Origin of the sequence: Mycobacterium terramassiliense, from assembly GCF_900157385.1 — a bacterium.
Lineage (GTDB): Bacteria > Actinomycetota > Actinomycetes > Mycobacteriales > Mycobacteriaceae > Mycobacterium > Mycobacterium terramassiliense.
In genome coordinates this window covers 272,491-295,479 of sequence record NZ_LT717697.1, presented here as the reverse complement: position 1 = coordinate 295,479, position 22,989 = coordinate 272,491, and the positions used below count along the sequence as shown (strand labels likewise).

Here is a 22,989-nt window from a genome sequence, read left to right as displayed (position 1 = left end):
CCGTTAAGCGTCGACCGGGGCCATCGACCGCGCCGGGCCGAGCGTCACCGGCAGCGTCGACCAACCCCGCAGCACCCGGGTGTCCCGCCTGCTTCCGGTGCCCGCCGACCGCGCTTGCGGAAAGCGGTCGAAGAACGTCCGCAGCCCGACTTCCCCCTCGGCGCGCGCGAGCGCGGCCCCCAGGCAAAAGTGACGGCCCCCGGAGAACGCGAGATGCCTTCCCGCGTTGGGCCTTTCGATGTCGAAGCGGTGCGGATCGGGAAACACCGACGGATCGCGATTGGCGGCGGCCAGGTAGATGACCACCAGATTGCCGCGTGGGATCTGCATGCCCGCCACCTCGACATCCCTGAGCGTCATTCGCGCGGTCAGCTGCACCGGCGAGTCCAGGCGCAAAATCTCCTCGACGGCGTTGGGCCACAGCTCGGGTCGTTGACGCAATGTCTCGAGGTGCTCGGGCGTGTCCAGCAACATGCGAATCCCGTTGCCCAGCAGGTTCACCGTGGTCTCGAACCCGGCCGCCAACACCAGGCCGGCGATCGCCTGCAACTCCTGCGGATCGAGACGCGTTTCGGCGGAACCGCTCTCGGCCATCTGGATCAACTGGCTCATCAGGTCGTCACCGGGGGTGCGCCGCAATTCGCGGAGATGACCGGTGAGCCAAGTGTCGAACCCTTCGATCCCCTCCTGCACGTTCCGGTACTGCCACCACGGCAGGCCGACATCCAGGCTCGGTGCGCCCAATTCACCGAACTCGAGAACGCGGCGCCGGTCCCGCTCGGGCACCCCCAGGATGTCGCTGATGATCGCGACCGGAAGCTGCGAGCAGTACCCGTCGACGACGTCGATAATGCCGTCTCGGACGGCCAGCGTGTCCAAAAGACTGACGGCGGTCTGCTCCACCCGGTCACGCAGCGCGGCGACGGCCCTTGGCGTAAAAACCGCCGACACCGTCTTGCGATAGCGAGTGTGGTCGGGCGGCTCGACGGCCAGCAGCGACGGCGCGCGCAGCGGATGCAGAAAGTCGTCGCGGGTGCGGCGCTCCAGCCAGCGCAGCGGCGCCGGCAGGTTCGAGCCCATGTTCACCACGCGGAAATCGTCGGATCGCAGCAACTCGTGGGCCAGCGCATGATCGGTCGTCAGGTAGTTGATGCGCCCTTTCACGAGCGGGCCGAGGCCACGCAACTCCTCGTAGAACGCCACCGGATCGGCGGCCACCGTGGGATCGGCGATCAGCCTCGCCTGGGGGTCGCCGCGCCGTGCCCCGAACGCCGCGGCGCCTCGGATGAAGCCATGCATCGCAAGCCAGTGCAACCGCTCTTTCACCGCGCCTCCCTCACCTCGGGCCTTCACCCAGGGTAAGCCGCGAAAGGCTCAGCACTCGGCCGTGATCTTGAAGTCCGTGGTCACCGTTTTGTTGGGATTGCTGTTGTTGATGCCGTAGGCGCTGCCGGTGATGGTGTAGGCGCTATTGGTGATTTCGGCGTGCGCATCGCCCACCCCGCCCTGCCAGTAGCTGCCCGTGAACCCGTCGACGTTGCGGATCTTTACCCACTGCGGGATGACCCGGTAGCCGCTGAGCACGACCACCGCTTCGACGTGGCCGTTCTCGTCGCCGATGTCGAGCGTCCGATACGACTGGGCCTGGCTGCAGGCCGCCGGGCGGGCGGTGTGCGTGGTGCCGTCGATGGTGACGCGGGCGGCTTTGCGCGGCATGGTCTGCGCCTGCCCGCACCCGGCGATGCCGGTCGTGGCGATCAGGATGAAAGCGATTGCAAGCAAACGGTTTTGCACCGAGCCATCTCCTTCACTGCCGCTTCGGCATCAGCGCCGGTAGGGACTTGACGATGCGACCCCGCACAAACTCCGGGCTCAGGCCCTTGAGCAGGTCGATCACCCGGATGCTCTTGGGCACGTACCAGTGCAATCGCTTCGGGTGGTGATAGGCCTGCCACGCCGCCTCCGCCACGCTGCTCGCCGGCATCAGCCGCATCATGCCCTTCCTGGGTGCGCTCGCGCGGAGCTCCTCGCCGGACATCGCCGGGCCGCCGTCATCGGAGTGGTTGGCCGTGGTGGTGAGGATGGCGGTGTCGATCAGACCCGGCAGCACGTCGGCGACCCGGACCCCATGTCGCTGCCACTCCACGCTCAGCGCCTCGGTGAGGCCCTTGACCGCGTGCTTGGTCGACGAGTAGACCGCGATGCGCGGCATTCCGTAGGTGCCCGAGGATGACGACGTCGAGAACATCAGGCTGCCGGGAGTCTTCTTCAGGTAGGGCAGCGAGGCGTAGGCGCCCGTCAGCACCGCTTTGAAGTTGACCTCGACGACGCGCATCGCGGCGTCGTACGGAACGTCCTCGAACCAGCCCGATTCGCCGATGCCGGCGTTGTTCCACATCATGTCGAGCCCTCCGCCGGCGTTGCCGGCGCAGAAGTCCGCCAGGGCGCCGTCCAGGGCGCCTTTATCCGTCACATCGACCGCACGCGTCCAGAGCCGCTCGTCACCCAGCTCCTGGCGCAGCGTCGCCAGGCCGTCGGCGTTGCGGTCCACGGCGCCGACCCGCCAACCCTTGGCATGAAAGAGCTTCGCACCCTCGCGGCCCATGCCGCTGCCCGCGCCGGTGATGAAGACCGATTTCACGGCGTGTCAGCCCGCCTCGACCACATCTTTGATGCGGTTCAGGGTCTTGGTCATGTCGCGAACGTTGCGCCGCATGCGCAGGAAGCCCCCGAACAACCAGTAGACGCCGAGCCACGGGGCCGGGCTGAGCCGGAAGGACTCCGTCACGTCGGTGCCGCCGCCACTCGGCGCCAACCGGTAATGCCAGTTGTTCACCGGCCTGTCGCCCAGCATCACCGAGAACCCGAACTCGCGGCCGGGCTCGCACGCGGTGACCTCGCATGTCGTCCAGTACACCGGTCCTAGCTCGTTGCGCCGGACGTGGCCGCGAAACTTTGCGCCGAGGGCCGGGCCGGTCGCGTCACCCAGCCACTCCGCCTCGAACACTTCGGGGGAAAACCGTCCGGTGTTACGAACGTCCGCGATCAGATCCCAGATCTTGTCCGCGGGCGCCGCCATGTGAACCGTCGCCGAACCTTCCATGGGCTGATCCAAACACAGCTCTGCCCTGGGTCATAGGGCGCGGGCCCGAAGTGATCAGTGCGGTACGGCCGCCTGAATGAGCCCGTTGATCATCTGCTTGATGCCCTGAGCCGGATGCGAATACCACGCGATGGGAAGCCCCGAGGCGCTGCCGCACTTCGGCCATGGCTCCAGCCCCTCTTCGGCGAAGACGCGGTTGGCCACGGCGATCTGTTGGTCCCTGGAGGCGGCCGCCGGGTTGCCGACGCCGCCGTATTGGGCCCACGTGCCCGGCTTGAATTGCAGCCCACCGTATTCCCCGTTGCCGGTGTTGGCCTGCCAGTTGCCACCGGATTCGCATTGCGCGACGGCGTCCCAGTTGGGGGCCGTGGGGGCGGCGTTCGCCACACCGGTGGGGAAAGTCAGCGACGCTGCAACGAACCCGCCGACCATCGCGGACTTGACGAGAGGCTTGCAGAGTTTTCTCATGCCAGGCATTTCGCGGAGCGTGTCCGAAGCGTTACCGATTCGAAAATGTCGCGAGATATGCCCTCTAGCAGCGAAATCAGCCCTGTGAGCAGGGAATTCGCAGGTTTAGAAAATCGTGAGAGTTAAATAAATTAGCCCTGGCAATACGACCGGGTCGCCAGCGATAGCGCTTGTTGATAAAGGTCATCCAGTCGTCGGACGCGCGCCACGTCGGCCTTGGCGGCGTCCAGCTCCGGGCCGCAGGCCGGCGAGTGCAACAGGTCCCAGCGGGCCACGATCTGGGCCAGCATCGTCCGGTTGAAGCCGTCGATGGCCGCCCGCGAAGCCGACAGGTCCGGCGCCGCGGACGGCGCGCCGGCCGGCTTCAGCTTCCATCCCGCGAACCGGCTGTACTCGATCGCCTCCGTGGCGTTGATCTGATCGCCGAACACCCGGGCGACGTAATCGGCGTCGATGCCCGCGGCGTCAGCCTCGCCGCGCGCCTGCCCGAGCTCTCGCTCGACGCGATCCGGGTCCTCAATGGCGCCGTGGGTGATCCACTTGGACGCGGCGACCGGCTCGGCGACCTGTAGCCGCTGCGCGGCGGCGTCAACCAAGTCGGTCAGCGCGCCGGCGGGCTCGGCTCGTGCGTGCGTCGCCAGCACCGTCGCCGCCGCCCAGCAGCCGATCAGGACAGCTCGCCCGCAACCCATGGAGACGATTCTGGCCTGACGCCTGCGATTCCCGGAGCTAGCCTGGCCGCTGATGCCACTGATAGCTTCGGCCGCCGCGAATCGCCGCCCCGGCGACCACGGCGCCAACCGCGGCGAATGGTTGCGCTCGACGCCGGTCCGCGCGCTGATCGCCGCCGCGCTGACGGCCTCGCTGCTCCTGGGCGGGGCTTTCCTGGCGGTGGACAGGCTGCACACGACGTCCGGCGACGTGGTGGACCACCCCGCCCACCCGGTCGGCGACGACCAGTCCCAAGCTCAGGTCGTCGAATCGGCCCAACAGATCGTCGCACTGGCCGGGTTGCGGACGGCGTCGGCGGGCTACACCCTGATGTCGTGCAAAAACCGGGACGAGCCGCCGTATCAGGGCGCGATCTATCTGACCTTCGCGCTGCCCGCGGGCGCCCGGCCCGAGGCTTTCTTCCCCACGGTCGCGGCGACGTTGGCCGCCCATGGCTGGACCCGCGGCCTGCCGCCGAACGATCACGCGTTCGCCGAGTCGCTCACCACGGATGCCGCCACGGCGATCGTCTATCTGCAAAACGAAGAGCCGAGCCTGGGTGTGCTCCGCGTTTACGGTCAGTGCCGGGACATGACCGACCACCGCCGCGACGCGACGGCCTGGGTCGACGTCACCGACCCGCTGAGGGCCCCTTGACGCGCTACTGCGCCTGACATTGTCGTCGAGCGCAGTAGCGACCTCAGGTTGGGTGGGTGGTTAGCCGCCGCCCCCGGGGGTGGCGCCGAGGCTGCCCTGCAGGTCGGGCTTCATGGCGTTGAGCTGGGCACCCCAGTACTCCCAGCTGTGCGTTCCGTTGGCATCGAAGTTGAACACGGCGTTGTGGCCGCCGGCGGCGTTGTAGGCGTCGCGGAACTTCAGGTTGCTGCTGCGCACGAAGTTCTCCAGGAACTCGGCGGGCATGTTGGCCCCACCCAGCTCCGACGGCGTGCCGTTACCGCAGTAGACCCACAGGCGGGTGTTGTTGCCGACCAGCTTCGGGATCTGAATGGTGGGGTCGTTGCGCTGCCAGGCCGGGTCGCTCGAGGGGCCCCACATGGCGTCGGGCTTGTAGCCGCCGGCGTCACCCATCGCCAAACCGATCAGGCTGGGCCCCATCCCCGACGACGGGTCCATCAGGGCCGACAGCGAGCCCGCGTAGACGAACTGCGCCGGGTGGTAGGCGGCGAGGATGAGCGCCGAGGATCCGGACATCGAGATGCCGACCGCGGCGCTGCCGGTGGGCTTGACGCTGCGGTTGGCGTTCAGCCATTGCGGCAGCTCGCTGGTGAGGAAGGTCTCCCACTTATACGTTGAGCAGCCGGCCTTGCCGCAGGCCGGGCCGTACCAGTCGGCGTAGAAGCTGGACTGGCCGCCGACCGGCATGATGATCGACAGGCCCGACTTGTAGTACCACTCGAACGCGGGGGTGTTGATGTCCCAGCCGTTGTAGTCGTCCTGGGCCCGCAGACCGTCGAGCAGGTACACCGCCGGGGAGCCGTTTCCGCCGCTTTGGAATTGGACCTTGATGTTGCGGCCCATCGCCCCGGACGGCACCTGCAGGTACTCGACCGGCAAACCCGGGCGCGAGAACGCGTTCGCGGTCGCCGCGCCGCCGGCAAGGCCGATCAGGCCCGGCAGGGTGACAGCCGCAGCTGCACCGACCAAAAGCCGGCGCCCCCAGGCCCGGATCTTCTCGCTCACGTCTGTCATGCCTGCCCCTTGTCCGTGTGTGATCGCGATCTCAGCTGGAATTTACCGGGTTATTCGGCCAAATGTCGATTGGGACGCGGTGTTGTCGCAGTTTCATATCGGTTTCCGACCGAATTTCGCATTGTGGACAAAAGCCGCATCGAGCGGCCATCCCGCCCGAAGCGCCAGGCAGCGGGCCCGCGACGACAAACGCAAGGTGGCGCGGCGACCGCTGTGACGCGCGATGTAAAGGACAGCTCTCGAATGGCGGGGCGATTTGCTCGACACGCCCGACTGGACGCCGATCAGCCGCGCCAGCGCGGCGAACCCCGGTCGGTCATGCGTTTTTTTCGGCGGCCGCAAACGGCGATTTCGGGGTCCGGCGGGCACGGCTGAAGCGCGCTGCGCCGGGCGGGCACGCGCGTGGCCTGCGAGTTCTACGCGAATTCAATACCAGGGCAGCCAGACTTGCGCGGACCGCGTAGGCTCTCACGGAGCAAGCCGATGGAGACCACACATTCCGGTCCATTCCGGCCCTCACGAACTGCCGCGCCAGCGAGCTTTTGGTGCGCAATCGCAGGTGAGGGCGACGGAGGGCCGGGCCGATTGAGGTGCAAGTTTGGACACGGTACTAGGGCTATCACTGACGCCGACCACCGTCGGGTGGGTCCTCGCCGAGGGACACGGCGCAGACGGCACGATCCTGGACCATCAGGAATTGGGCTTGCCCGCCGGCCGCGGGGTGCGCGCCCTGAGCACCGCGGAGCTGGTGGCCGACGAAGTTTTGCGGGTCGACGCGCTGGCGGCCACGAGCGACCGTCGAGTGCGCGTCATCGGGCTGACCTGGAGCGACGAAGCGTCCGCTCAGGCGGCGCTGGTGTTGGAGGCGTTGACCGACGCCGGCCTGGACAACGTCGTGCCGGTCCAGATGCTCGAGGCGGTCGAGACCCTCGCCCGCGCCATCGCACCGGTCATCGGCCACCAGCGGACCGCCGTCTGCATCCTCGAGCATGAATGGGCGACCGTCGTCATGGTCGACACCCATGACGGCGACACGCGAACCGCCGTCAAGCAGGTGCGCGGCGGGTTCGACGGGCTGCGATCCTGGCTGAGCGGGATGTTCGAACGGCCGACTGGCTGGCGCCCCGGCGCGGTGGTGGTCGTCGGCGCGGACAGCGACCTCAACGGGTTCTCGTGGCAGCTCGAAAAGGCTTTGCCCGTACCCGTTTTCGCCCAGACCATGGCGCAGGTGACCATCGCGCGGGGCGCGGCGCTCGCCGCGGCCAACAGCACCGAGTTCACCGATGAACAGCTGGTGGCGCACGTCAGCGAACCCGTCGCCGCGCCCGCGGCGCGGACCCGGAAGTTGTCCTACACCGGCGCCGCGACGGCATTGGCCGCCGGTGCAATCACTTTCGTCTCGTCGCTGTCGCTCGCTTTGGGTATCCAACTCGCCCCGACCAGCGAGTCCGGGCCGGCGAAGCGCGTCGTGCACGCGCCGCCCCCGCAGATCGCCGAGGCCGTCGCGCCGGCCGTCGCGGCACCGCCCGAGGTGGGCCCGCCCGCGCCGAAGCCGAAGGTCCCCGCGGGCGAACCCGCCCCGGAGTCCGGGGCGGGGGGAGAGCAGCAGGGCGCTCCCGACGAGCCGCAGCCGGATGCGAGCGGCCGCCAGACCTACTTGACCCGGGTGCTCGAGCACATCCCGGGCGACGCCGGTGATTCGGCGCCGCCCGCCGCGCCGACGCCCTAGCGGAGCGCGGTGGAGCTCAGGCCTTGGGGTGCACCGCGGTGAAGGACACCGCCACTTCGTCGGCAACCTTCACCGAGCCCATCAGCAGCGAGTAGGGCTTGACGCCGTAATCGGTTTGCCGAACGGTGGATTCGACCGACATTCGCCAATCATCGCCGAGATCCTCTGTGCGCAAGTCGATGACGTGCTCGCGGGACTTGCCGCGAATGTGCAGCTTTCCGGTCAGGCGGTAGCCGTCGCCGGCCTTGTCGATCGTGTCGGCGGCGAAGCGGATCTCGGGATAGCGCTTGGCGTCCAACGATTTCAACGCGTTCGACTTCACCAGGACCTTCTCCGGCCCGGACAGCCCTTTGACCCCGCCCTCGCCGTGCAGCACCTCGAACGAATCGACCTCGACCGTCAGCTCCGCGGTGACCGGTTCGGCGCCGGCCCACGCCACGGTGGCCTCCCAGCGCGTCATCGCGATGGTGAGCCAATGTCCCATTCGCGCCGCCCTCCCCGTGACGCCGGTGCGGATCGACAATTCACCGTCGGATGCGGTCAGGGTCCATAGGTCGGTCACAGACCGACTGTAGTCACATCGTCAAAACGGTCCGGTAGTGCGCTCGCCCCTGTTCCAAGGCCGCATAGCCTTCGGCCGCCTGCGCCAGCGGCAACTCCTCGATCCACGCCCGAACGCCGGACAGGACCGCGAAATGCATAGTGTCCTCGACGTCTTTGGCCGTGCCGGAGGGGTGGCCGACGATGCTCAGCCCCGGCGTGATCAGCTGCACGGGACTGATGGGCAGCGGGTCCGGGGTCACGCCGATGGTCACCAGTTCGCCCTGCGGCGCCAGCCCGCCGACCGTGTCGGCCATGGCCTGGGAGTTGCCGGCGGTGCCCAGGACGACGGTCGCCCCGCCCAGGGCCTGCAGCGCCTCGGCGACGTCACGGCTGGTGGAGTCGATGTAGTGATGGGCGCCCAATTTCTTTGCGTCCTCGGCCTTGCCGGTGCCGCGCGCGATCGCGATCGTCTCGAACCCCATCGCGCGGGCGAACTGCAGGCCAAGGTGGCCGAGTCCGCCGACGCCGAGGATCGCCACCCGATCACCGGGCAACGCCTTGGTGTGGCGCAGCGCGTTGTAGGTCGTGACGCCGGCGCAACCCATGGGGGCGGCTTCCGCGTCGGTGAGCTCCGCAGGAATCCGGGCCAGCGCGTTGGCCGGGGCCGTCACCGATTCCGCGTAGCCGCCGGGATAGTGCCAGCTCGGCACCTTGCCGTTGACGCAGTGGATGAAAAGGCCCTTGCGGCACGGGTCGCAGTGGTAGCAGCACCCGCCGAACCAGCCGACGGCGACGCGATCGCCGACCGCGAAGTCGTCGACGCCGTCGCCGAGTTCGGCTATGGTTCCGGCGATTTCGTGTCCCGGGGTCAATGGCCACGACATGTTGGGGAAGCCGTCGTTGACGAAGGCGCGGTCGGTCCCGCATACGCCGCAGGCGGTGACCGCTATGCGCACCTCGTCGCGCCCCGGCGGCCGCGTCTCTACTTCGGCAAGCTCCAGCGGGCCGCCCGCGGACCGGACCCGGACGGCTTGATGTGTCGGCATTGGCTTAGCGTAATGCGCGACAGGTCATTTGGCGGCGCCGTCGGTGTGGTAGTCGACCTGCCAGTGCTTGATCCCGTTGAGCCAGCCCGACCGTAGCCGCTCGGGCTTTCCGACCGATTCCAGGTTCGGGATGCCGTCGGCGATCGCGTTGAACATCAGGTCGATGGTCATCCGCGCCAGGTTCGCCCCGATGCAGTAGTGCGCACCGGTGCCGCCGAATCCCACGTGCGGGTTGGGGTCGCGCAGGATGTTGAAGCTGAACGGGTCGTCGAACACGTCCTCGTCGAAATTGGCGGAGCGGTAGACCATTACGACCCGCTGGCCCTTCTTGATCTGCACGCCGGACAGTTCGTAGTCCTCCAGGGCGGTGCGCTGGAAGGACGTGACCGGGGTGGCCCACCGCACGATCTCGTCGGCCGCGGTGGCGGGACGCTCCTTCTTGAACAGCTCCCACTGATCGGGGAAGTCGGTGAAGGCCATCATGCCCTGGGTGATCGAGTTGCGGGTGGTCTCGTTGCCGGCCACCGCAAGCAGAATGACGAAGAAGCCGAACTCGTCGTCGGAAAGCTTGTGCCCGTCGATGTCCGCCTGGACCAGCTTGGTGACGAGGTCTTCCCCCGGGTTCTTCGCCCGGTCGGCGGCCATCTGCATGCCGTACATGATCAGCTCTACCGAGGCGGTGATGGCGTCGTTGTTGGCGAACTCGGGGTCCTGGTCGCCGACCATCTCGTTGGACCAGTGGAAGAGTTTCTTGCGTTCTTCCTGGGGCACACCCATCAACCCGGCGATGGCCTGCAGCGGCAGCTCGCACGAGACCTGCTCCACGAAGTCACCGCGCCCCTGGGCGGCCGCTTCCTCGACGATGTGCCGGGCGCGCTCGGCGAGGTCGTCGCGCAGGCGCTCGATGGCCCGGGGAGTGAAGGCGCGCGAGACGATCTTGCGCAGCCGGGTGTGCTGCGGCGCATCCATGTTGAGCAGGACGAACTTGCCGCGCTCGACCTGCTCGCCGACCGTGCCGTCCTTGTAGCGCGGCAGCGCGGTCTTCTCCAGGCTGGAGAAGACGTCGCTGCGCAGCGAGATCTCTTTGACGTCCTTGTGCTTGGAGACCACCCAGAAGCCCCCGTCGTCGAACCCGCCCGCGCCGAGCGGCTGTTCGTTCCACCAGATCGGCGCGGTCCGGCGCAGCTCGGCCAGCTCTTCCACCGGCAGCCGCTCCGCGTGGACGTCCGGGTCGGTGAAATCGAATCCGGGCGGCAGATTGGGGGCCGGCTTGGCCGTCGGCTCTGCGGTTGACATGGCGCACTCCTCGATACGAAGTCCTCTAGGCATCCTTAATGCAAGGAAACCATTGCTACACCACGGTTGGGAAGGACTGGAGCAAGATCGACGACCCGAATTGCAACACGTTCAGCCTCGATGAGTTTCGCGGGCTCGGCCGGTCGGTATGGGAAGCAAGGGCACCGACCGACCGAAAGGGGAGCACATGCGCATAGTTCTCAGCCACTTCATGAGCCTGGACGGCATCGTCCAGGCCCCGGGCGGCCAGGGTGAGGACACCGACGGGGGATTCGCGCACGGCGGCTGGTCCATGCCGTACTTCGAACCGGAGACCATGGGACCCGCCGTCGCCGAAACCATGGCCGAAACCGAGGCGCTGCTGTTCGGCCGGCGCACGTGGCAAACGATGGCGGCCGCCTGGCCGGACCGCGGCGGGGACGCGTTCGCCGACCGCATGAACGAGATCCCCAAATACGTGGCGTCCCGCACGCTCACGCACGACGAACTGAGCTGGACCGGCTCGGCCCTGCTACCCCCCGACGATGCGATCGGCGCGATACGCGAGCTGCGCGCCCGCGACGGCCGGGCGATCCAGGTGATGGGCAGCCCGTCGCTGGCCGCACAGCTGATCGAACACGACCTGGTCGACGAATACCGGCTGATGATCGAGCCGATCCTGCTCGGCGGCGGCAAGCGGCTGTTTCCCGGCGACGGCCGGGCCCGCGCGCTGGAGTTGGTGTCGACGACGGCAACCGGCACCGGGGTGTTGATCTGCACCTACCGGCGTCGCTGACGATCCCTGGCAAACGCGCTTGTGGCTCCCGGTGCAATCGATATGCTTTGTGCAGGTCACCGGCGACAGGTGGGGTGGAACATGATTCGGGAACTGCTCAGCGCCGCTTCGATAGCGGGCATCACGATCGGCATGGCGCCGTCCGCCGCGGCCGATCAGCATTACAACGGTGACGTGCCGGGGATGAACTATCAGGCGTCGCTGGGCGCGCCCTGCGACAACTACGAGCGCTTCATCTTCGGACGCGGCCCCAGCGGACAGGCCGAGGCCTGTCACTTCCCGCCGCCCAACCAATTCCCCGCGGCCACCACCGGCTACTGGGTCGTCTCCTATCCGTTGTACGGCGTGCAGCAGGCCGGTGCGAAGTGCCCGGGCCCGCAGGCGGCCGCACAGTCGGAGGCCGGCCTTCCGATGCTCTGCCTGGGGGATCAGGGCTGGCAAGAGGGCTGGTTCACCGGGGCGGGGTTCTTCCCCCCATCGGGATAGCCGGCTGACGCCATGAACCCGGCTCAGCCCGCCCAGGCGCCGATCCCGCGCTGGCTGCGCTTCGTCCTGGCCTCCGATCGCGCCGGCTCGGCGTGGTACATCGGGGCCGGCTTCTTCTTCGCGCCCGTGCTTGCCGTGCTGTCGCCGTGGCCGGCGGTCACCGCCGCGCTCTGGGCCGTCATCGGGCTGGCCGGGCTGTGGCTGGGGCTGCTCGGCGTCGCGATGGCCGTGGGACTGGCGCGCGTCCTGCGGTCCGGCGCCGAGATTCCCGAGGAGTACTGGCGCACCCTGGTGAACTACTAGGTCGATGGCGGCGACCCGCAGCGCTCGGTCCCCGCAAGCGGGAGGTGCCCCCAACGCGCGCTTGCGATCGCCACTAGAGTCGTACCAAAGGTCCTGCGACAAAAGGAGATTCCGATGGGCTTCAATCCGAAAGACGCAGTCGACGCCGCCCGCGACATCGCCACCAATGCCGTCGAAAAGGCCTCGGACATCGTCGAGCACGCCGGCGACATCCTCCGGGGTGACCTCGCCGGCGGCGCCAGCGGCATCGTCCAGAACTCGATCGACATCGGCACCTACGCGGTGGACCGCACCAAGGAGGTCTTCACCGGCGCGGAGGACGTCGACGACGTCGACGACGAGTAGCCGCTATACGGCGGCGGCCTCGTTCAGCTCGTCCAGCCTGTTGGTCGCTTCCAGGTACTCCTGCACCCACCGCTCGATGACGGTCGCCGTCTTCTCCACCTTGCTGAACTGCCCGACCACCTGACCGACCGGGTTGAACGCAACGTCGACGGACTCGTTCGGGTACCGGTTGGTGGCCCGCACCGCCATACCGGAAACCATGTACTGCAACGGCATACCGAGCGGCTTCGGGTTGTCCGGCTGCTCCCAGGCCTCGGTCCAGTCGTTGCGCAGCATCCGGGCCGGCTTGCCCGTGAACGAACGGCTCCGGACGGTATCGCGGCTGCCCGCCTTGACGTACGCCTGCTGCTGCACCGGCGTGTTCGAGGATTCCTCGACCATCAGCCACTGCGAGCCCGTCCACGCGCCCTGGGCGCCCAACGCCAAGGCGGCCGCGATCTGCTGACCGCTGCCGATGCCTCCGGCCGCCAGCACCGGCACCGGGGCGACCTCCTTAACGACCTGCGGCCACAACACGATTGAGCCCACCTCGCCGCAGTGTCCGCCCGCCTCGCCGCCCTGGGCGATGATGATGTCGACGCCCGCGTCGGCGTGCTTGCGGGCCTGCGACGGTGAACCACACAGCGCGGCCACCTTGAGTCCGGCGTCGTGGATGTGCTTGATCATGTCGGCCGGGGGCGTGCCGAGCGCGTTGGCGATCATCTTCACCTTCGGGTGCTTCAACGCCACTTCGACCTGTGGGGTGGCCGTCGCCTCGGTCCACCCGAGCAGCTGCAGGCTGTCCCCGTCGCTGTCCTCGATCGGCACCCCGTGGTCCGCGAGGATCTTCTTGCCGAAGTCCAGATGCTCCTGAGGCACCATCTTGCGCAGCGTCTCGGCCAGCTCCTCCGCGGAGAGGTGGGAATCCATGCCCTCGTACTTGTTCGGGATCACGATGTCGACCCCGTAGGGGTGATCGCCGATGTTCTCGTCGATCCAATTGAGCTCGATCTCGAGCTGTTCGGGCGTGAAGCCGACGGCGCCGAGCACGCCGAAACCACCGGCCTTGCTGACAGCGACCACGACATCACGGCAGTGGGTGAAGGCGAAAATCGGGAACTCGATACCAAGCTCGTCGCAAATCGCGGTGTGCATGCCTACTCCTGTGGAAGCGTCGCGGTAGAAAGAATTGAAACGTGTTCTAGTTTAGTACGTAGAGCGTTGACGTGGCCAGCCGCCCCCGGCCAGCTCCTCGGCACTACGACGTTTCAGGCGTTTGTCGACGTTTCAGGCCTTTGTCAGATGCCCGCGCGGGCCATCCACAGGATGAGGAACCCCAGCATGCCCGCGACGCAGATCAGGTGATCGCGGCAGATGGCCCGCGCCAGACGGGTCTGTTCGGCCGGACCGCCCGCCCGGTGCCCGAGCCGAACGGCGCTCGGCACCGTGTGCGTCAGCGCCAGCACCACCGGCACCCCCGCGAGCGCGGCCGAGGCCCCCAGCAGCCATGCCGGGTCGTCGCCCTGAGCGGCCTGAAACCCCAACGCGCCCAACAAGATGAGCATGACAATGGCGATGACGTGGCCCATCGGTCGCGACGTGGTGGTCGCGCGGTGGTAGTAATCCGCGATCGAAGAGAGCGCGGACTCGGGCAATTCCTCACCCGCACTCCGATATTGGAGGACCTGGACGTCGAAGATCAGATCCATCCACAAGACCGCGAGCAAAAAGCCGCTGCAGGCCGTCAGTATCGCGGCCACGACGCTCCTTACCTCCGGTTCGGCCGAGCGCCGCAAAACGGATCGAAAATATTTTTCCCCGATTAGCTGCTGCTGGGAAACAGCTTTGAATTGTTGTAAACGTGTCAAATTAGGCGCCCCGGATGCCTACGATCCGGTGAGGGCGGGTTACCTGGAGGTTGACGGATGTCGTTCTTGGTTGCAGTACCCGAGGCCGTCGCGGCGGCGGCAGAGAACGCCGCGGGCATCGCTTCGTCGTTGAGCGCCGCCAATTCGGCGGCGGCCATCCCGACCACCGGATTGCTGGCCGCTGCCAGTGATGAGGTGTCGACGGCGATCGCTTCCCTGTTCGCCAGCCACGGGGCGCAATACCAGGCGCTCAGCGCCCAAGCGGCGGCCTTCCACGCGCAGTTCGTGCAGGCCCTCAACGCCGCGGGCGGCGCCTACGCGGCCGCCGAAGCGGCCAACGCGTCGCCGTTCCAGACACTGGGGCAAGACGTGCTTGGGGTCATCAACGCGCCGACCAACGCGTTGTTGGGTCGCCCGCTGATCGGCCCTGGCACCGACGGCGCGGCGGGGACGGGGCAGAACGGTGGTCCGGGCGGGATCCTGTGGGGCCGCGGCGGCAACGGGGGCTCGGGCGGGGCCGGGCAGGCCGGCGGCGCCGGAGGGGCGGCCGGGCGGCGCCGCTCCCGCCGGCAACGGCGGCAACAACGGCGGCGCCGGCGGCGCCGGCCTCGGGTTCTTCGGCTACGGCGGCGCCGGCGGCGACGCCGGCACCGGCGGCGGTCCGGCCAGCGGCGGCAACGGCGGCAACGCCGGGACCCTAGACATGGGCTCCTACACCCCGTCGATATTCGGCATCGGCGGCAACGGCGGCAACGGTGTCGCCGGCGGGCCCGGCGGCACCGGCGGCCTCGGCGGCTACTTTGGCGCCCCCGGCGCGAACGGAAACCCCTAGCAGCGCACCGGCCGGCGGCGCACTGATCCTTGATCCTCTGCGGCGCAACGGGGTAGCGTGGTGCCGGCAATTACGAAACGCTCGGTAGCGTAATTCGCAGGCCCCGCCTACCGGAAGGATCGGCTTGATGCGCAGCCGCTATGCCGGCCATCCCTTCACCACGCCGACTGACGAGATCGAGGCCGCGCTCGAGGATGTCAGCATCCCGACCCTGCTGCTCTCGCTCGTCCATATCACCGGCGACCCGCGCTTCATCCGTGAGTTCAAGCCCATGGGCATCTTCCTCAACGAGGTTCAGGGCTTCATGTCCGAGGAGGACAAGGCGCGAGCCCGCGCGGCGGCGCTACCCGTGCTCGCCGAGTACCGGGACCGCGGTTGCCCCGAACCCGAACCGCTGAGCCTCGAACTCATACGGGAGATGATGGACTGGGCCGCCTGCGAACACGTCACCGACGACTACTTGCCGCTGATCCTGGAAGAGATGGATCTCGATGGCGCCGACCCGCGGCGTCCGGCCGCCCTTCCGACGGAGTCCGCCGCCAAACTGCCGGTGCTGGTGGTCGGATGCGGGGAGTCCGGGCTGCTGGCCGGGATCCGGCTCAAGCAGGCCAACATTCCCTTCACTATCGTCGAGAAAAACGCCGGGCCCGGCGGAACGTGGTGGGAGAACAGTTATCCCGGCGCCCGCGTGGACGTCGCAAACCATTTCTATTGCTACAGCTTCGAACCCAACAACGATTGGACCCACTTCTTCGCCGAGCAATACGAGCTGCGGGACTATTTCACCCAGGTGATGAACAAGCACGGGCTGACCGAGCACATCCGGTGGAGCACCGAGGTCGTCGAGGCCGAATGGAACGACGCCGACGGGTTGTGGAGCGTCTCGCTGCGCGGCCCGGACGGCCAGACGAGCACGATCGCCGCGCGGGCGGTCCTGACCGCGGTCGGTCAGCTGAACCGGCCCAGTATCCCCGAATTCGACGGCGCCGACACCTTCGAGGGACCGTCATTTCACTCGGCGGCCTGGGACCACTCGGTGGATCTGACGGGCAAGCGGGTCGCGCTCATCGGCGCCGGCGCCAGCGGCTTCCAAATCGCACCGGCGATCGCCGGCCAGGTCGAGAAGCTCACGGTTTTCCAGCGCACCGCCCAGTGGATGTTCCCCAACCCCATGTATCACGATGAGGTCGGCGACGGGGTGCGCTGGGCGATGCGCCACCTGCCCTTCTACGGCCGGTGGTACCGGTTCCTGGTGCTCTGGCCGGGCGCTGACAAAGGCCTCGACGCCGCAGAGGGCGACCCTGACTACGCCGATCAGGACTACGCCGTCAGCGACATCAACGCCGCCGCCCGAATGATGTTCGCGCAGTGGATCACCAGTCAGGTCGGCGAAGGCCCCAACTCCCAAGAGTTGTTGGACAAGGTGTTGCCCGACTATCCCGCCACCGGGAAACGGACGCTGCAGGACAATGGCAGCTGGCTGCAGACGCTGCAACGCGACAACGTCGAGTTGGTGCGCACGCCGATCCAGAAGATCACACCGCACGGCGTCGTCACACAGGACGGCGTGACGCACCAGGCCGATGTCATCGTGTACGCGACCGGGTTTCGCCACACCGACGTGTTGTGGCCGCTGAAAGTGATCGGCCGCAATGGGATCGACCTGCACCGGATGTGGGGAAGCCGGCCGTACGCCTACCTCGGCATCACGGTGCCGGGATTCCCGAACTTCTTCATCATCTACGGGCCTGGAACTCATCTCGCCCACGGCGGCAGTTTGATCTTCCAGTCCGAGCTCCAGATGCGCTACGTCGGCCAGTGCCTGCAGCGGCTGGCCCAGGAGAACCTGCACTCGGTGGAACCAACGGCGGACGCCGCCACCGAATGGCATCAACGAACGCAGACCAAGATCAAGAAGATGGTGTGGTCACACCCCGCGGTCAAACATTCCTACTTCAAGAACGCCGACGGCGAGATCCACACCGTCAGCCCGTGGCGCCTCAACGAGTACTGGGCCGCCGTGCGCCAGCCCGACTGGTCCCAATTCGTTCTGCGGCAATGAAAGTGAGCACACCACCATGCGAACGGTAGTCCTCGACGGGCCACGCAACATCGAGGTCGACACGCGCCCCGATCCGGCACTCCCGGGTCCCGACGGGGCGATCGTTTCGGTCACCGCCGCCGGAATCTGCGGATCCGATCTGCACTTCTACGAGGGGGACTATCCGCTGGCCGCGCCCATGACGCTCGGCCATGAAGCGGTCGGCACCGTCGTCGAAGTCGGACCCGACGTGCGCACCGTCGCGGTCGGCGACCAGGTCATGGTGTCGTCGGTGACCGGCTGCGGCGCCTGCCCCGGATGCGCCACGCGCGACCCGGTGATGTGCTTCTCCGGGTTTCAGATCTTCGGTGGCGGTGTCCTGCCCGGCGCGCAGGCCGACCTGCTCGCCGTGCCCGCGGCCGACTTCCAGCTGCTCAAGACGCCCGAAGGGATCAGCACCGAGCAGGCGCTGTTGCTGACCGATAACCTGGCCACCGGCTGGGCGGCGGCCCAGCGAGCAGACATTCCGCCCGGCGGCACGGTGGCGGTGATCGGCCTGGGAGCGGTGGGCCTGTGCGCCCTGCGCTGCGCATTTTTTCACGGCGCCGCAACGGTTTTCGCCATCGATCGCGTCGATGGGCGGCTGGACCGCGCCGCCGCGTGGGGAGCGACGCCGATCAAGCCGCCGGCCGTAGCGGCCATCCTGGCGGCCACGGGCGGACGCGGCGCCGACTCGGTGATCGACGCCGTCGCCACCGACGCATCCCTGACCGACGCGCTGAACGCGGTGCGGCCGGGAGGCACCGTCTCGGTTGTCGGTGTGCACGATATGAACCCGTTTCCGCTCAACGCGCTGGGCTGCCTGATTCGCAGCATCACACTGCGGATGACCACGGCGCCGGTGCAGCGCACCTGGCCGGAGTTGATCCCGCTGTTGCAATCCGGGCGACTCGACGTCGACGGCGTCTTCACGACGACGCTGCCGCTGGACGAGGCCGCCAAGGGCTACGCGACCGCCGAGTCGCGCTCCGGCGACGAGGTGAAGGTCCTGCTGACGCCCTAACGCCGCATCCGCACTCGGCGGCGGCGGCCCGACGTGAGGCACATCACCGGCCACCCGTGCGCAGCTGCCGCCGCGGCGAGCCCCGAGCGGGGATTCACCGGCCGCGGACACCCGACGACTGACATCGACGCCGCATCCTCGTCACCGTCGGCATAGAAGTAACTGCGCTGCGCCGCAACGCCGTTGGCGGAACAGAATTGCTGTACCGCGGCGGCCTTGGTGGCCCCCCACACGATCGGCTTGACGATCCCGCCGGTCAGCCGCCCGTGCTCGTCGAGCTCGAAGTGGTTGCACTGCACGTTGGAAATGCCGAGGAAGCGCGCCACGGGCACGGCCTGAATGGACAGCGCCGACGAGCTCAGCACGACCGTGTGCCCGCGCTCCTGATGCGCCTGCACGATGTCGTGCATGTGCGAATACAGCCGCGCGGCAACGCGTTCGACGAACAGGCGATCGCCCAGCTCGTTCAGCTCGGTGAGCGACTCCCCACGCAGGTAACCGGCCGCCCGCACGATGAGGTGTTCGAATTCCAACCGACCGAAGCGGTACCGCAGCGCGGCTTCGAACACGCCGAGGAGCTCGCCGAGCCCGGCCTGGCGGCGACGGATCCGATCACCGACGTGAACCGCCGCCGTGAAGCCGTCGACCAACGTGCCGTCGAGGTCGAAGAAGGCGCCGATCCCGGGCCCCGGTGTGCTGGCGCCGATCTCCGCGATGGCGTCGGCGGGCGAGAGCCACGTGAGCGGTCCCATTCGGCTCACCCAGACCGCGTCGCCGTGATGTATTGGGACCGCATGAACGCGTCGATCTTGACGTCCACCGGCGGCGGGGTCATCCCATAGCCGGCCTGCAGGTCGAGCGTGTTGCGGACGGGTTCGACGGCCCAGCCGTGCGCGGCGAGCCATTCCGCGGGGTCGCCCTTGGGCTCGTAGGTGAGGGCGGAGAAGTCCACATCGCCGGACATGTTGACCCCGGGATGGTCGGTCTCGAGGGCGGCGAGTTGCCCACGGTCCAAGCGGGATCCCAGCGCGCCTACGGCGATTCGACTGCCCGGCGCGCTGAGCCCGCTGATCCGGGTGAACAGCGCGCTCTGGGCTTCGTCGGTCAGATAAGGCAACACTCCCTCCACCGACCAGGCGCTGGGAGCCTCGGTGTCGAAGCCTGCCGCTTCCAACCGCCGGGACCAGTCGGTGCGCAAATCGGCCCCGACCTCGACCCTGCGGGCTTTGGGCGTAGCGCCATACTCGCCCAGCACGCGCCCCTTGAATTCGAGTACCTTCGGCAGATCAATCTCGAAAACCGTTGTGCCATCGGGCCAGTCAAGGCGGTACGCGCGGGAGTCCAATCCCGCGGCGACGATCACCGCCTGTCGGATGCCCACCTCGCAGGCCGAGACGAAGAAGTCGTCGAAGAACCGGGTCTGCACACCGTAGAGGCGCGGGAAAGCCGTCTCGTCCTCCGAGGTGCCCGGATTGGCAAGCACGCCCGCCAGATACGGGTCCTGCGCGGCGGCGATGAAAACCTGCGCGTATTCGTCGCGGACCAGCGGCCGCGGGCTGATGGCGTGCAGCGCCCGCCATCCCGCCACCAGCAGCGCGGTGTAGCCCACGCCGCTGACGATGTCCCACTGGTCGTCGTCGGAGCGAAGCGACCCGAATTCGGGCGAAGTGCTCATGGTCGCCCCCTCACGTCAGAGCCGGCCACCAAGCCGACATCAACCAAGGTACCTGCGGTGCCGTCGTCAAATCTCGAGAATCACCGTGACCGGTCCGTCGTTCACCAATTCGACCTGCATATTCGCGCCGAACACGCCCGTCTGCACGTCGGCACCCAGCGCGTTCAGCGCCGCGGCGAACGCGTCGACCAGGGGTTCGGCCACCGCGCCGGGGGCGGCCGCGTTCCAGGACGGCCGCCGGCCCTTCGCGGTGTCGGCGTACAAAGTGAACTGGCTGACCACCAATATCGGCGCGTGGGCATCGGCGGCGGACCGCTCATCGGCGAGAATGCGGAGATACCAGAGCTTTTCGGCCAGCCGTCGCGCCTTGCTGGGGTCGTCGTCGTGGGTGACGCCGACGAAGGCCAACAAGCCCTGGCCAGTTGGCCGGATAGCGCCCACCACTTGGCCGTCGACCGACACCGATGCCGACGAGACTCGTTGCACCAGAACCCGCATGGCCCTCGATGCTGCCAGGCCGGGCTCGAAAACGGTGGGTAGGCTCGTGACGTGTCCGTGCTCGTCGCGTTTTCCGTCACCCCGCTGGGCGTGGGCGAGGGCGTCGGAGAGATCGTTGCCGAAGCGGTTCGGGTGGTCCGCGAATCCGGCCTGCCCAACACGACCGATTCGATGTTCACCGTGATCGAGGGCGATACCTGGGAGGAAGTGATGGCCGTCGTCCAGCGCGCCGTCGAGGCCGTGGCCGCGCGGGCCCCCAGGGTCAGCACCGTGATCAAGGTGGACTGGCGGGCTTCGGCCCGGGACGCGATGACGCAAAAGGTCGCCTCCGTCGAGCGTCACCTGTCCGCCGGCTAGCCCCGCACGGCGTCCCGAAACGCCAGCTCCGCCGCGCCACCGTGGACGGCGAAGACCACCTTTTCCAGCGAGATCCCGCGGTGTTGCCGCACGACCCCGACCATCAGCCGCGCCGCGTCGTCGAGCGGGAAACCGCCTACGCCGGTGCCGAACGCCACCAGGGCCAGCGAGCGGCAGCCAAGTTCGTCGGCCTTGCGCAGCGTGGCACCGGTTGCCCGGGTGATGATCTCGGCCGAGGTCGGGCCGCCGAGCTCCATGGTCGCCGCGTGGATGACGTACCGCGCAGGCATGTCGCCCGCGGTGGTCTCCACGGCTTCCCCGAGCCCGATCGGCGCCTTGGCGGTCGATTCGCGCTGCACGTCGGGGCCGCCGGCGCGGGCGATAGCCCCGGCGACGCCGCCGCCGTGCCGCAGTTGGGTGTTGGCGGCGTTGGCGATCGCGTCGACTTCGAGCTTGGTGATGTCGGCCTGCACCACCTCTAACTCGATCATTCGTTCATTGTCGCGCGACGCGGGCAGCGCGGCGGGCCGCGCGGCGGACGGCGGTGCGGGGACCCGACCGGATCTGGTCCATTTCCGCAGCTCAGGCCAGCTTCATACGAACGGGGAGGGCCAGGCTGGCCTGGCTCCGCGAAAGGCAGGCGCGACCCGTATGACTAGCGAAACACGCGGGGCCGGCGGCCACGGCGGAGCCGGAGGAGCCGGGGGAGCCGGAGGTGCGGGCGGTCAGCCCGGTGCGGGTGGTCAGCCTGGCGAGGGCGGAGCCGCGGGCACATCCGGCCGCGGCGGCCGATCCGGACAACCGGGACGGTGGGCGGCCCGGCCCGATCGGCGTAACGAGGCTGCGGAGCCTCGCGGCGGCCTGAGGCCCGTTCAGTAGGCTCGTGCCGGTGAGCGCACGCGCGGGCATCGTTGTCACCGGTACCGAAGTCCTCACCGGACGCGTCCAAGACGCCAACGGCCCGTGGATCGCCGATCGCCTGCTGGAGCTGGGCGTGGAGCTGGCGCACATCACCATCTGCGGCGACCGCCCGTCGGACATCGAGGCGCAGCTGCGTTTCATGGCCGACCAGGGCGTGGACCTGATCATCACCAGCGGCGGCCTGGGCCCGACTGCCGACGACATGACCGTCGAGGTGGTGGCGCGCTTCTGCGGTCGCGACCTCGTGCTCGACGAGGCAACCGAGAACAAGATCGCCGACATCCTCAAGAACCTGATGGCCCGCTTCGAGGGCGTCGACTTCGAGGCCGTCCGCGCGGCCAACCGCAAGCAGGCCATGATCCCCGCCGGCGCGCAGGTGCTCGACCCGGTGGGGACCGCGCCGGGCGTGGTGGTGCCCGGCAAGCCGGCGGTGATCGTGCTTCCGGGACCCCCGCGCGAGCTTCAGCCGATGTGGCGCAGGGCCATCGAAACCCCGGCCGCGCAAGAAGCTATCGCGGGCCGAACGACTTACGAACAAAAGACGATTCGCATGTTCGGCCTGCCCGAGTCGGGCCTGGCCGAAACGCTGCGTGACGCCGAGAAGTCCGTCGCCGGCTTCGAGCGCCTGGAGATCACCACCTGCCTGCGGCGCGGTGAGATCGAAATGGTCACGCGCTACGAGCCGGACGCCGCGGACGCCTACACGCGGCTCACCGGGGCGTTGCGACAAAGGCACGGGCAGCAGATCTACTCCGAAGACGGCTCGAAGGTGGACGACCTGGTGGCGCGGTTGCTGACCGGCCGGTGGATAGCGACGGCGGAATCCTGCACCGCGGGCCTGTTGGCGGCGCGGCTGACCGACCAGCCCGGCTCGTCGGACTACGTGGCGGGCGGGGTGGTGTCCTATTCCAACGACGCGAAGTCGCAGCTGCTCGGCGTCGACCCGGCGCTGATCGAGAAACATGGCGCCGTCTCCGAACCGGTGGCCCAGGCGATGGCGGCGGGCGCGCTCGAGCGGTTCGGCGCCGACACCGCCGTCGCGATCACCGGGATCGCCGGCCCGGGCGGGGGAACCCCCGAAAAGCCGGTCGGCACAGTCTGTTTCACCGTGATGCTGGCGGACGGCCGCACCGATACCCGAACGCTGCGGCTGCCCGGCAACCGCTCCGACGTCCGCGAGCGGTCCACGACGGTCGCGATGCATCTGCTGCGGCGGATCCTCACCGACGCCGGCTGAGGA

At 68.2% G+C, this 22,989-nt stretch carries 26 protein-coding genes and 1 pseudogene; 11 read left to right on the top strand and 16 right to left on the bottom strand.

Annotated elements, in window-relative coordinates:
* Positions 1–3: 3 nt before the first annotated feature.
* The 6 genes from MTAB308_RS01560 to MTAB308_RS01535 all read right to left on the bottom strand — a co-directional run bounded on the left by MTAB308_RS01560 (position 4) and on the right by MTAB308_RS01535 (position 4,272).
* Positions 4–1,326 (bottom strand): cytochrome P450, encoded by a 1,323-nt coding sequence (locus MTAB308_RS01560; protein ID WP_077097211.1) that lies wholly within the window; start codon positions 1,324–1,326, stop codon positions 4–6.
* A gap of 48 nt (positions 1,327–1,374) precedes the next feature.
* Positions 1,375–1,794: a lipoprotein LpqH gene (locus tag MTAB308_RS01555; RefSeq protein ID WP_077097208.1), complete on the bottom strand. Its 420-nt coding sequence runs from the start codon at positions 1,792–1,794 to the stop codon at positions 1,375–1,377.
* Between the two features lie 13 nt (positions 1,795–1,807).
* Entirely contained in the window at positions 1,808–2,641 is an 834-nt protein-coding gene (locus MTAB308_RS01550) for an SDR family oxidoreductase (protein ID WP_077097205.1), read from the bottom strand.
* Positions 2,642–2,647: 6 nt separating this feature from the next.
* Entirely contained in the window at positions 2,648–3,121 is a 474-nt protein-coding gene (locus tag MTAB308_RS01545) for an SRPBCC family protein (RefSeq protein WP_108637162.1), read from the bottom strand.
* Positions 3,122–3,157: 36 nt separating this feature from the next.
* Positions 3,158–3,580: a resuscitation-promoting factor RpfC gene (gene rpfC, locus MTAB308_RS01540; protein WP_077097201.1), complete on the bottom strand. Its 423-nt coding sequence runs from the start codon at positions 3,578–3,580 to the stop codon at positions 3,158–3,160.
* 122 nt (positions 3,581–3,702) lie between these two features.
* Positions 3,703–4,272 (bottom strand): chorismate mutase, encoded by a 570-nt coding sequence (locus MTAB308_RS01535; RefSeq protein ID WP_077097435.1) that lies wholly within the window; start codon positions 4,270–4,272, stop codon positions 3,703–3,705.
* 43 nt (positions 4,273–4,315) lie between these two features.
* Here MTAB308_RS01535 and MTAB308_RS01530 point away from each other — a divergent pair, with 43 nt between their 5' ends.
* Complete coding sequence (locus MTAB308_RS01530; protein ID WP_216823635.1) at positions 4,316–4,939, top strand: hypothetical protein; 624 nt, start codon at positions 4,316–4,318, stop codon at positions 4,937–4,939.
* A 60-nt stretch (positions 4,940–4,999) separates the two neighbouring features.
* On the opposite strand, the gene ag85B is transcribed toward MTAB308_RS01530, so the two are convergent.
* On the bottom strand, positions 5,000–5,992 hold the full coding sequence (gene ag85B / locus MTAB308_RS01525) for a diacylglycerol acyltransferase/mycolyltransferase Ag85B (RefSeq protein WP_077097199.1): 993 nt from the start codon (positions 5,990–5,992) through the stop codon (positions 5,000–5,002).
* A gap of 598 nt (positions 5,993–6,590) precedes the next feature.
* On the opposite strand from ag85B, the gene MTAB308_RS01520 reads away from it, so the two are divergent.
* Positions 6,591–7,721: a DUF7159 family protein gene (locus tag MTAB308_RS01520; protein WP_077097197.1), complete on the top strand. Its 1,131-nt coding sequence runs from the start codon at positions 6,591–6,593 to the stop codon at positions 7,719–7,721.
* A gap of 16 nt (positions 7,722–7,737) precedes the next feature.
* On the opposite strand, the gene MTAB308_RS01515 is transcribed toward MTAB308_RS01520, so the two are convergent.
* Genes MTAB308_RS01515 through MTAB308_RS01505 form a run of 3 tightly spaced genes read right to left on the bottom strand, consistent with a single transcriptional unit; the run spans position 7,738 to position 10,606 of the window.
* Positions 7,738–8,283, bottom strand: a complete 546-nt coding sequence (locus MTAB308_RS01515) for a YceI family protein (RefSeq protein WP_077097195.1) — start codon at positions 8,281–8,283, stop codon at positions 7,738–7,740.
* A 13-nt stretch (positions 8,284–8,296) separates the two neighbouring features.
* On the bottom strand, positions 8,297–9,310 hold the full coding sequence (locus MTAB308_RS01510) for an alcohol dehydrogenase catalytic domain-containing protein (protein ID WP_077097193.1): 1,014 nt from the start codon (positions 9,308–9,310) through the stop codon (positions 8,297–8,299).
* Positions 9,311–9,334: 24 nt separating this feature from the next.
* Positions 9,335–10,606 (bottom strand): cytochrome P450, encoded by a 1,272-nt coding sequence (locus MTAB308_RS01505; protein WP_077097191.1) that lies wholly within the window; start codon positions 10,604–10,606, stop codon positions 9,335–9,337.
* Between the two features lie 187 nt (positions 10,607–10,793).
* Here MTAB308_RS01505 and MTAB308_RS01500 point away from each other — a divergent pair, with 187 nt between their 5' ends.
* The 4 genes from MTAB308_RS01500 (at position 10,794) to MTAB308_RS01485 (ending at position 12,515) form a co-directional block, all read left to right on the top strand.
* A complete protein-coding gene (locus MTAB308_RS01500; protein WP_077097433.1) occupies positions 10,794–11,381 on the top strand; it encodes a dihydrofolate reductase family protein in 588 nt (195 codons plus the stop codon).
* An 81-nt stretch (positions 11,382–11,462) separates the two neighbouring features.
* On the top strand, positions 11,463–11,867 hold the full coding sequence (locus MTAB308_RS01495; protein ID WP_077097431.1) for a hypothetical protein: 405 nt from the start codon (positions 11,463–11,465) through the stop codon (positions 11,865–11,867).
* 12 nt (positions 11,868–11,879) lie between these two features.
* Complete coding sequence (locus tag MTAB308_RS01490) at positions 11,880–12,170, top strand: hypothetical protein (protein ID WP_077097189.1); 291 nt, start codon at positions 11,880–11,882, stop codon at positions 12,168–12,170.
* Positions 12,171–12,284: 114 nt separating this feature from the next.
* Positions 12,285–12,515 carry an Rv1893 family protein gene (locus MTAB308_RS01485; protein ID WP_077097187.1) on the top strand — a complete coding sequence of 77 codons (231 nt, stop codon included), beginning with the start codon at positions 12,285–12,287 and terminating at the stop codon, positions 12,513–12,515.
* 3 nt (positions 12,516–12,518) lie between these two features.
* Here MTAB308_RS01485 and MTAB308_RS01480 read toward each other — a convergent pair whose 3' ends face one another.
* Positions 12,519–13,649, bottom strand: a complete 1,131-nt coding sequence (locus MTAB308_RS01480) for a nitronate monooxygenase (RefSeq protein WP_077097185.1) — start codon at positions 13,647–13,649, stop codon at positions 12,519–12,521.
* A 143-nt stretch (positions 13,650–13,792) separates the two neighbouring features.
* Entirely contained in the window at positions 13,793–14,254 is a 462-nt protein-coding gene (locus MTAB308_RS01475; RefSeq protein ID WP_077097183.1) for a hypothetical protein, read from the bottom strand.
* 165 nt (positions 14,255–14,419) lie between these two features.
* Between MTAB308_RS01475 and MTAB308_RS30180 the strand changes: the two are divergent.
* The 3 genes and pseudogenes from MTAB308_RS30180 to MTAB308_RS01460 all read left to right on the top strand — a co-directional run bounded on the left by MTAB308_RS30180 (position 14,420) and on the right by MTAB308_RS01460 (position 18,298).
* Positions 14,420–15,194, top strand: a pseudogene (locus MTAB308_RS30180) (PE family protein).
* Positions 15,195–15,321: 127 nt separating this feature from the next.
* Positions 15,322–17,256: a flavin-containing monooxygenase gene (locus MTAB308_RS01465; RefSeq protein WP_077097179.1), complete on the top strand. Its 1,935-nt coding sequence runs from the start codon at positions 15,322–15,324 to the stop codon at positions 17,254–17,256.
* 16 nt (positions 17,257–17,272) lie between these two features.
* Positions 17,273–18,298: an alcohol dehydrogenase family protein gene (locus MTAB308_RS01460; protein ID WP_077097178.1), complete on the top strand. Its 1,026-nt coding sequence runs from the start codon at positions 17,273–17,275 to the stop codon at positions 18,296–18,298.
* On the opposite strand, the gene MTAB308_RS01455 is transcribed toward MTAB308_RS01460, so the two are convergent.
* From MTAB308_RS01455 to dtd, 3 genes are all read right to left on the bottom strand, one after another.
* Positions 18,295–19,050 (bottom strand): HAD-IB family hydrolase, encoded by a 756-nt coding sequence (locus MTAB308_RS01455; RefSeq protein WP_077097175.1) that lies wholly within the window; start codon positions 19,048–19,050, stop codon positions 18,295–18,297. The genes MTAB308_RS01460 and MTAB308_RS01455 overlap by 4 nt on opposite strands.
* Positions 19,051–19,055: 5 nt before the next feature.
* On the bottom strand, positions 19,056–19,973 hold the full coding sequence (locus MTAB308_RS01450) for a class I SAM-dependent methyltransferase (protein WP_077097173.1): 918 nt from the start codon (positions 19,971–19,973) through the stop codon (positions 19,056–19,058).
* Positions 19,974–20,039: 66 nt separating this feature from the next.
* Complete coding sequence (gene dtd, locus MTAB308_RS01445; protein ID WP_077097171.1) at positions 20,040–20,471, bottom strand: D-aminoacyl-tRNA deacylase; 432 nt, start codon at positions 20,469–20,471, stop codon at positions 20,040–20,042.
* 51 nt (positions 20,472–20,522) lie between these two features.
* On the opposite strand from dtd, the gene MTAB308_RS01440 reads away from it, so the two are divergent.
* On the top strand, positions 20,523–20,828 hold the full coding sequence (locus MTAB308_RS01440) for an MTH1187 family thiamine-binding protein (protein WP_077097169.1): 306 nt from the start codon (positions 20,523–20,525) through the stop codon (positions 20,826–20,828).
* Here the strand turns inward: MTAB308_RS01440 and MTAB308_RS01435 are convergent.
* Positions 20,825–21,319, bottom strand: coding sequence for a macro domain-containing protein (locus MTAB308_RS01435; protein ID WP_077097168.1), 495 nt, complete (start codon positions 21,317–21,319; stop codon positions 20,825–20,827). The two genes, MTAB308_RS01440 and MTAB308_RS01435, sit on opposite strands and share 4 nt — an antisense overlap.
* Before the next feature lie 398 nt (positions 21,320–21,717).
* Between MTAB308_RS01435 and MTAB308_RS01425 the strand changes: the two genes are divergently transcribed.
* Positions 21,718–22,986, top strand: coding sequence for a competence/damage-inducible protein A (locus MTAB308_RS01425; RefSeq protein ID WP_483869895.1), 1,269 nt, complete (start codon positions 21,718–21,720; stop codon positions 22,984–22,986).
* Positions 22,987–22,989 lie beyond the last annotated feature (3 nt).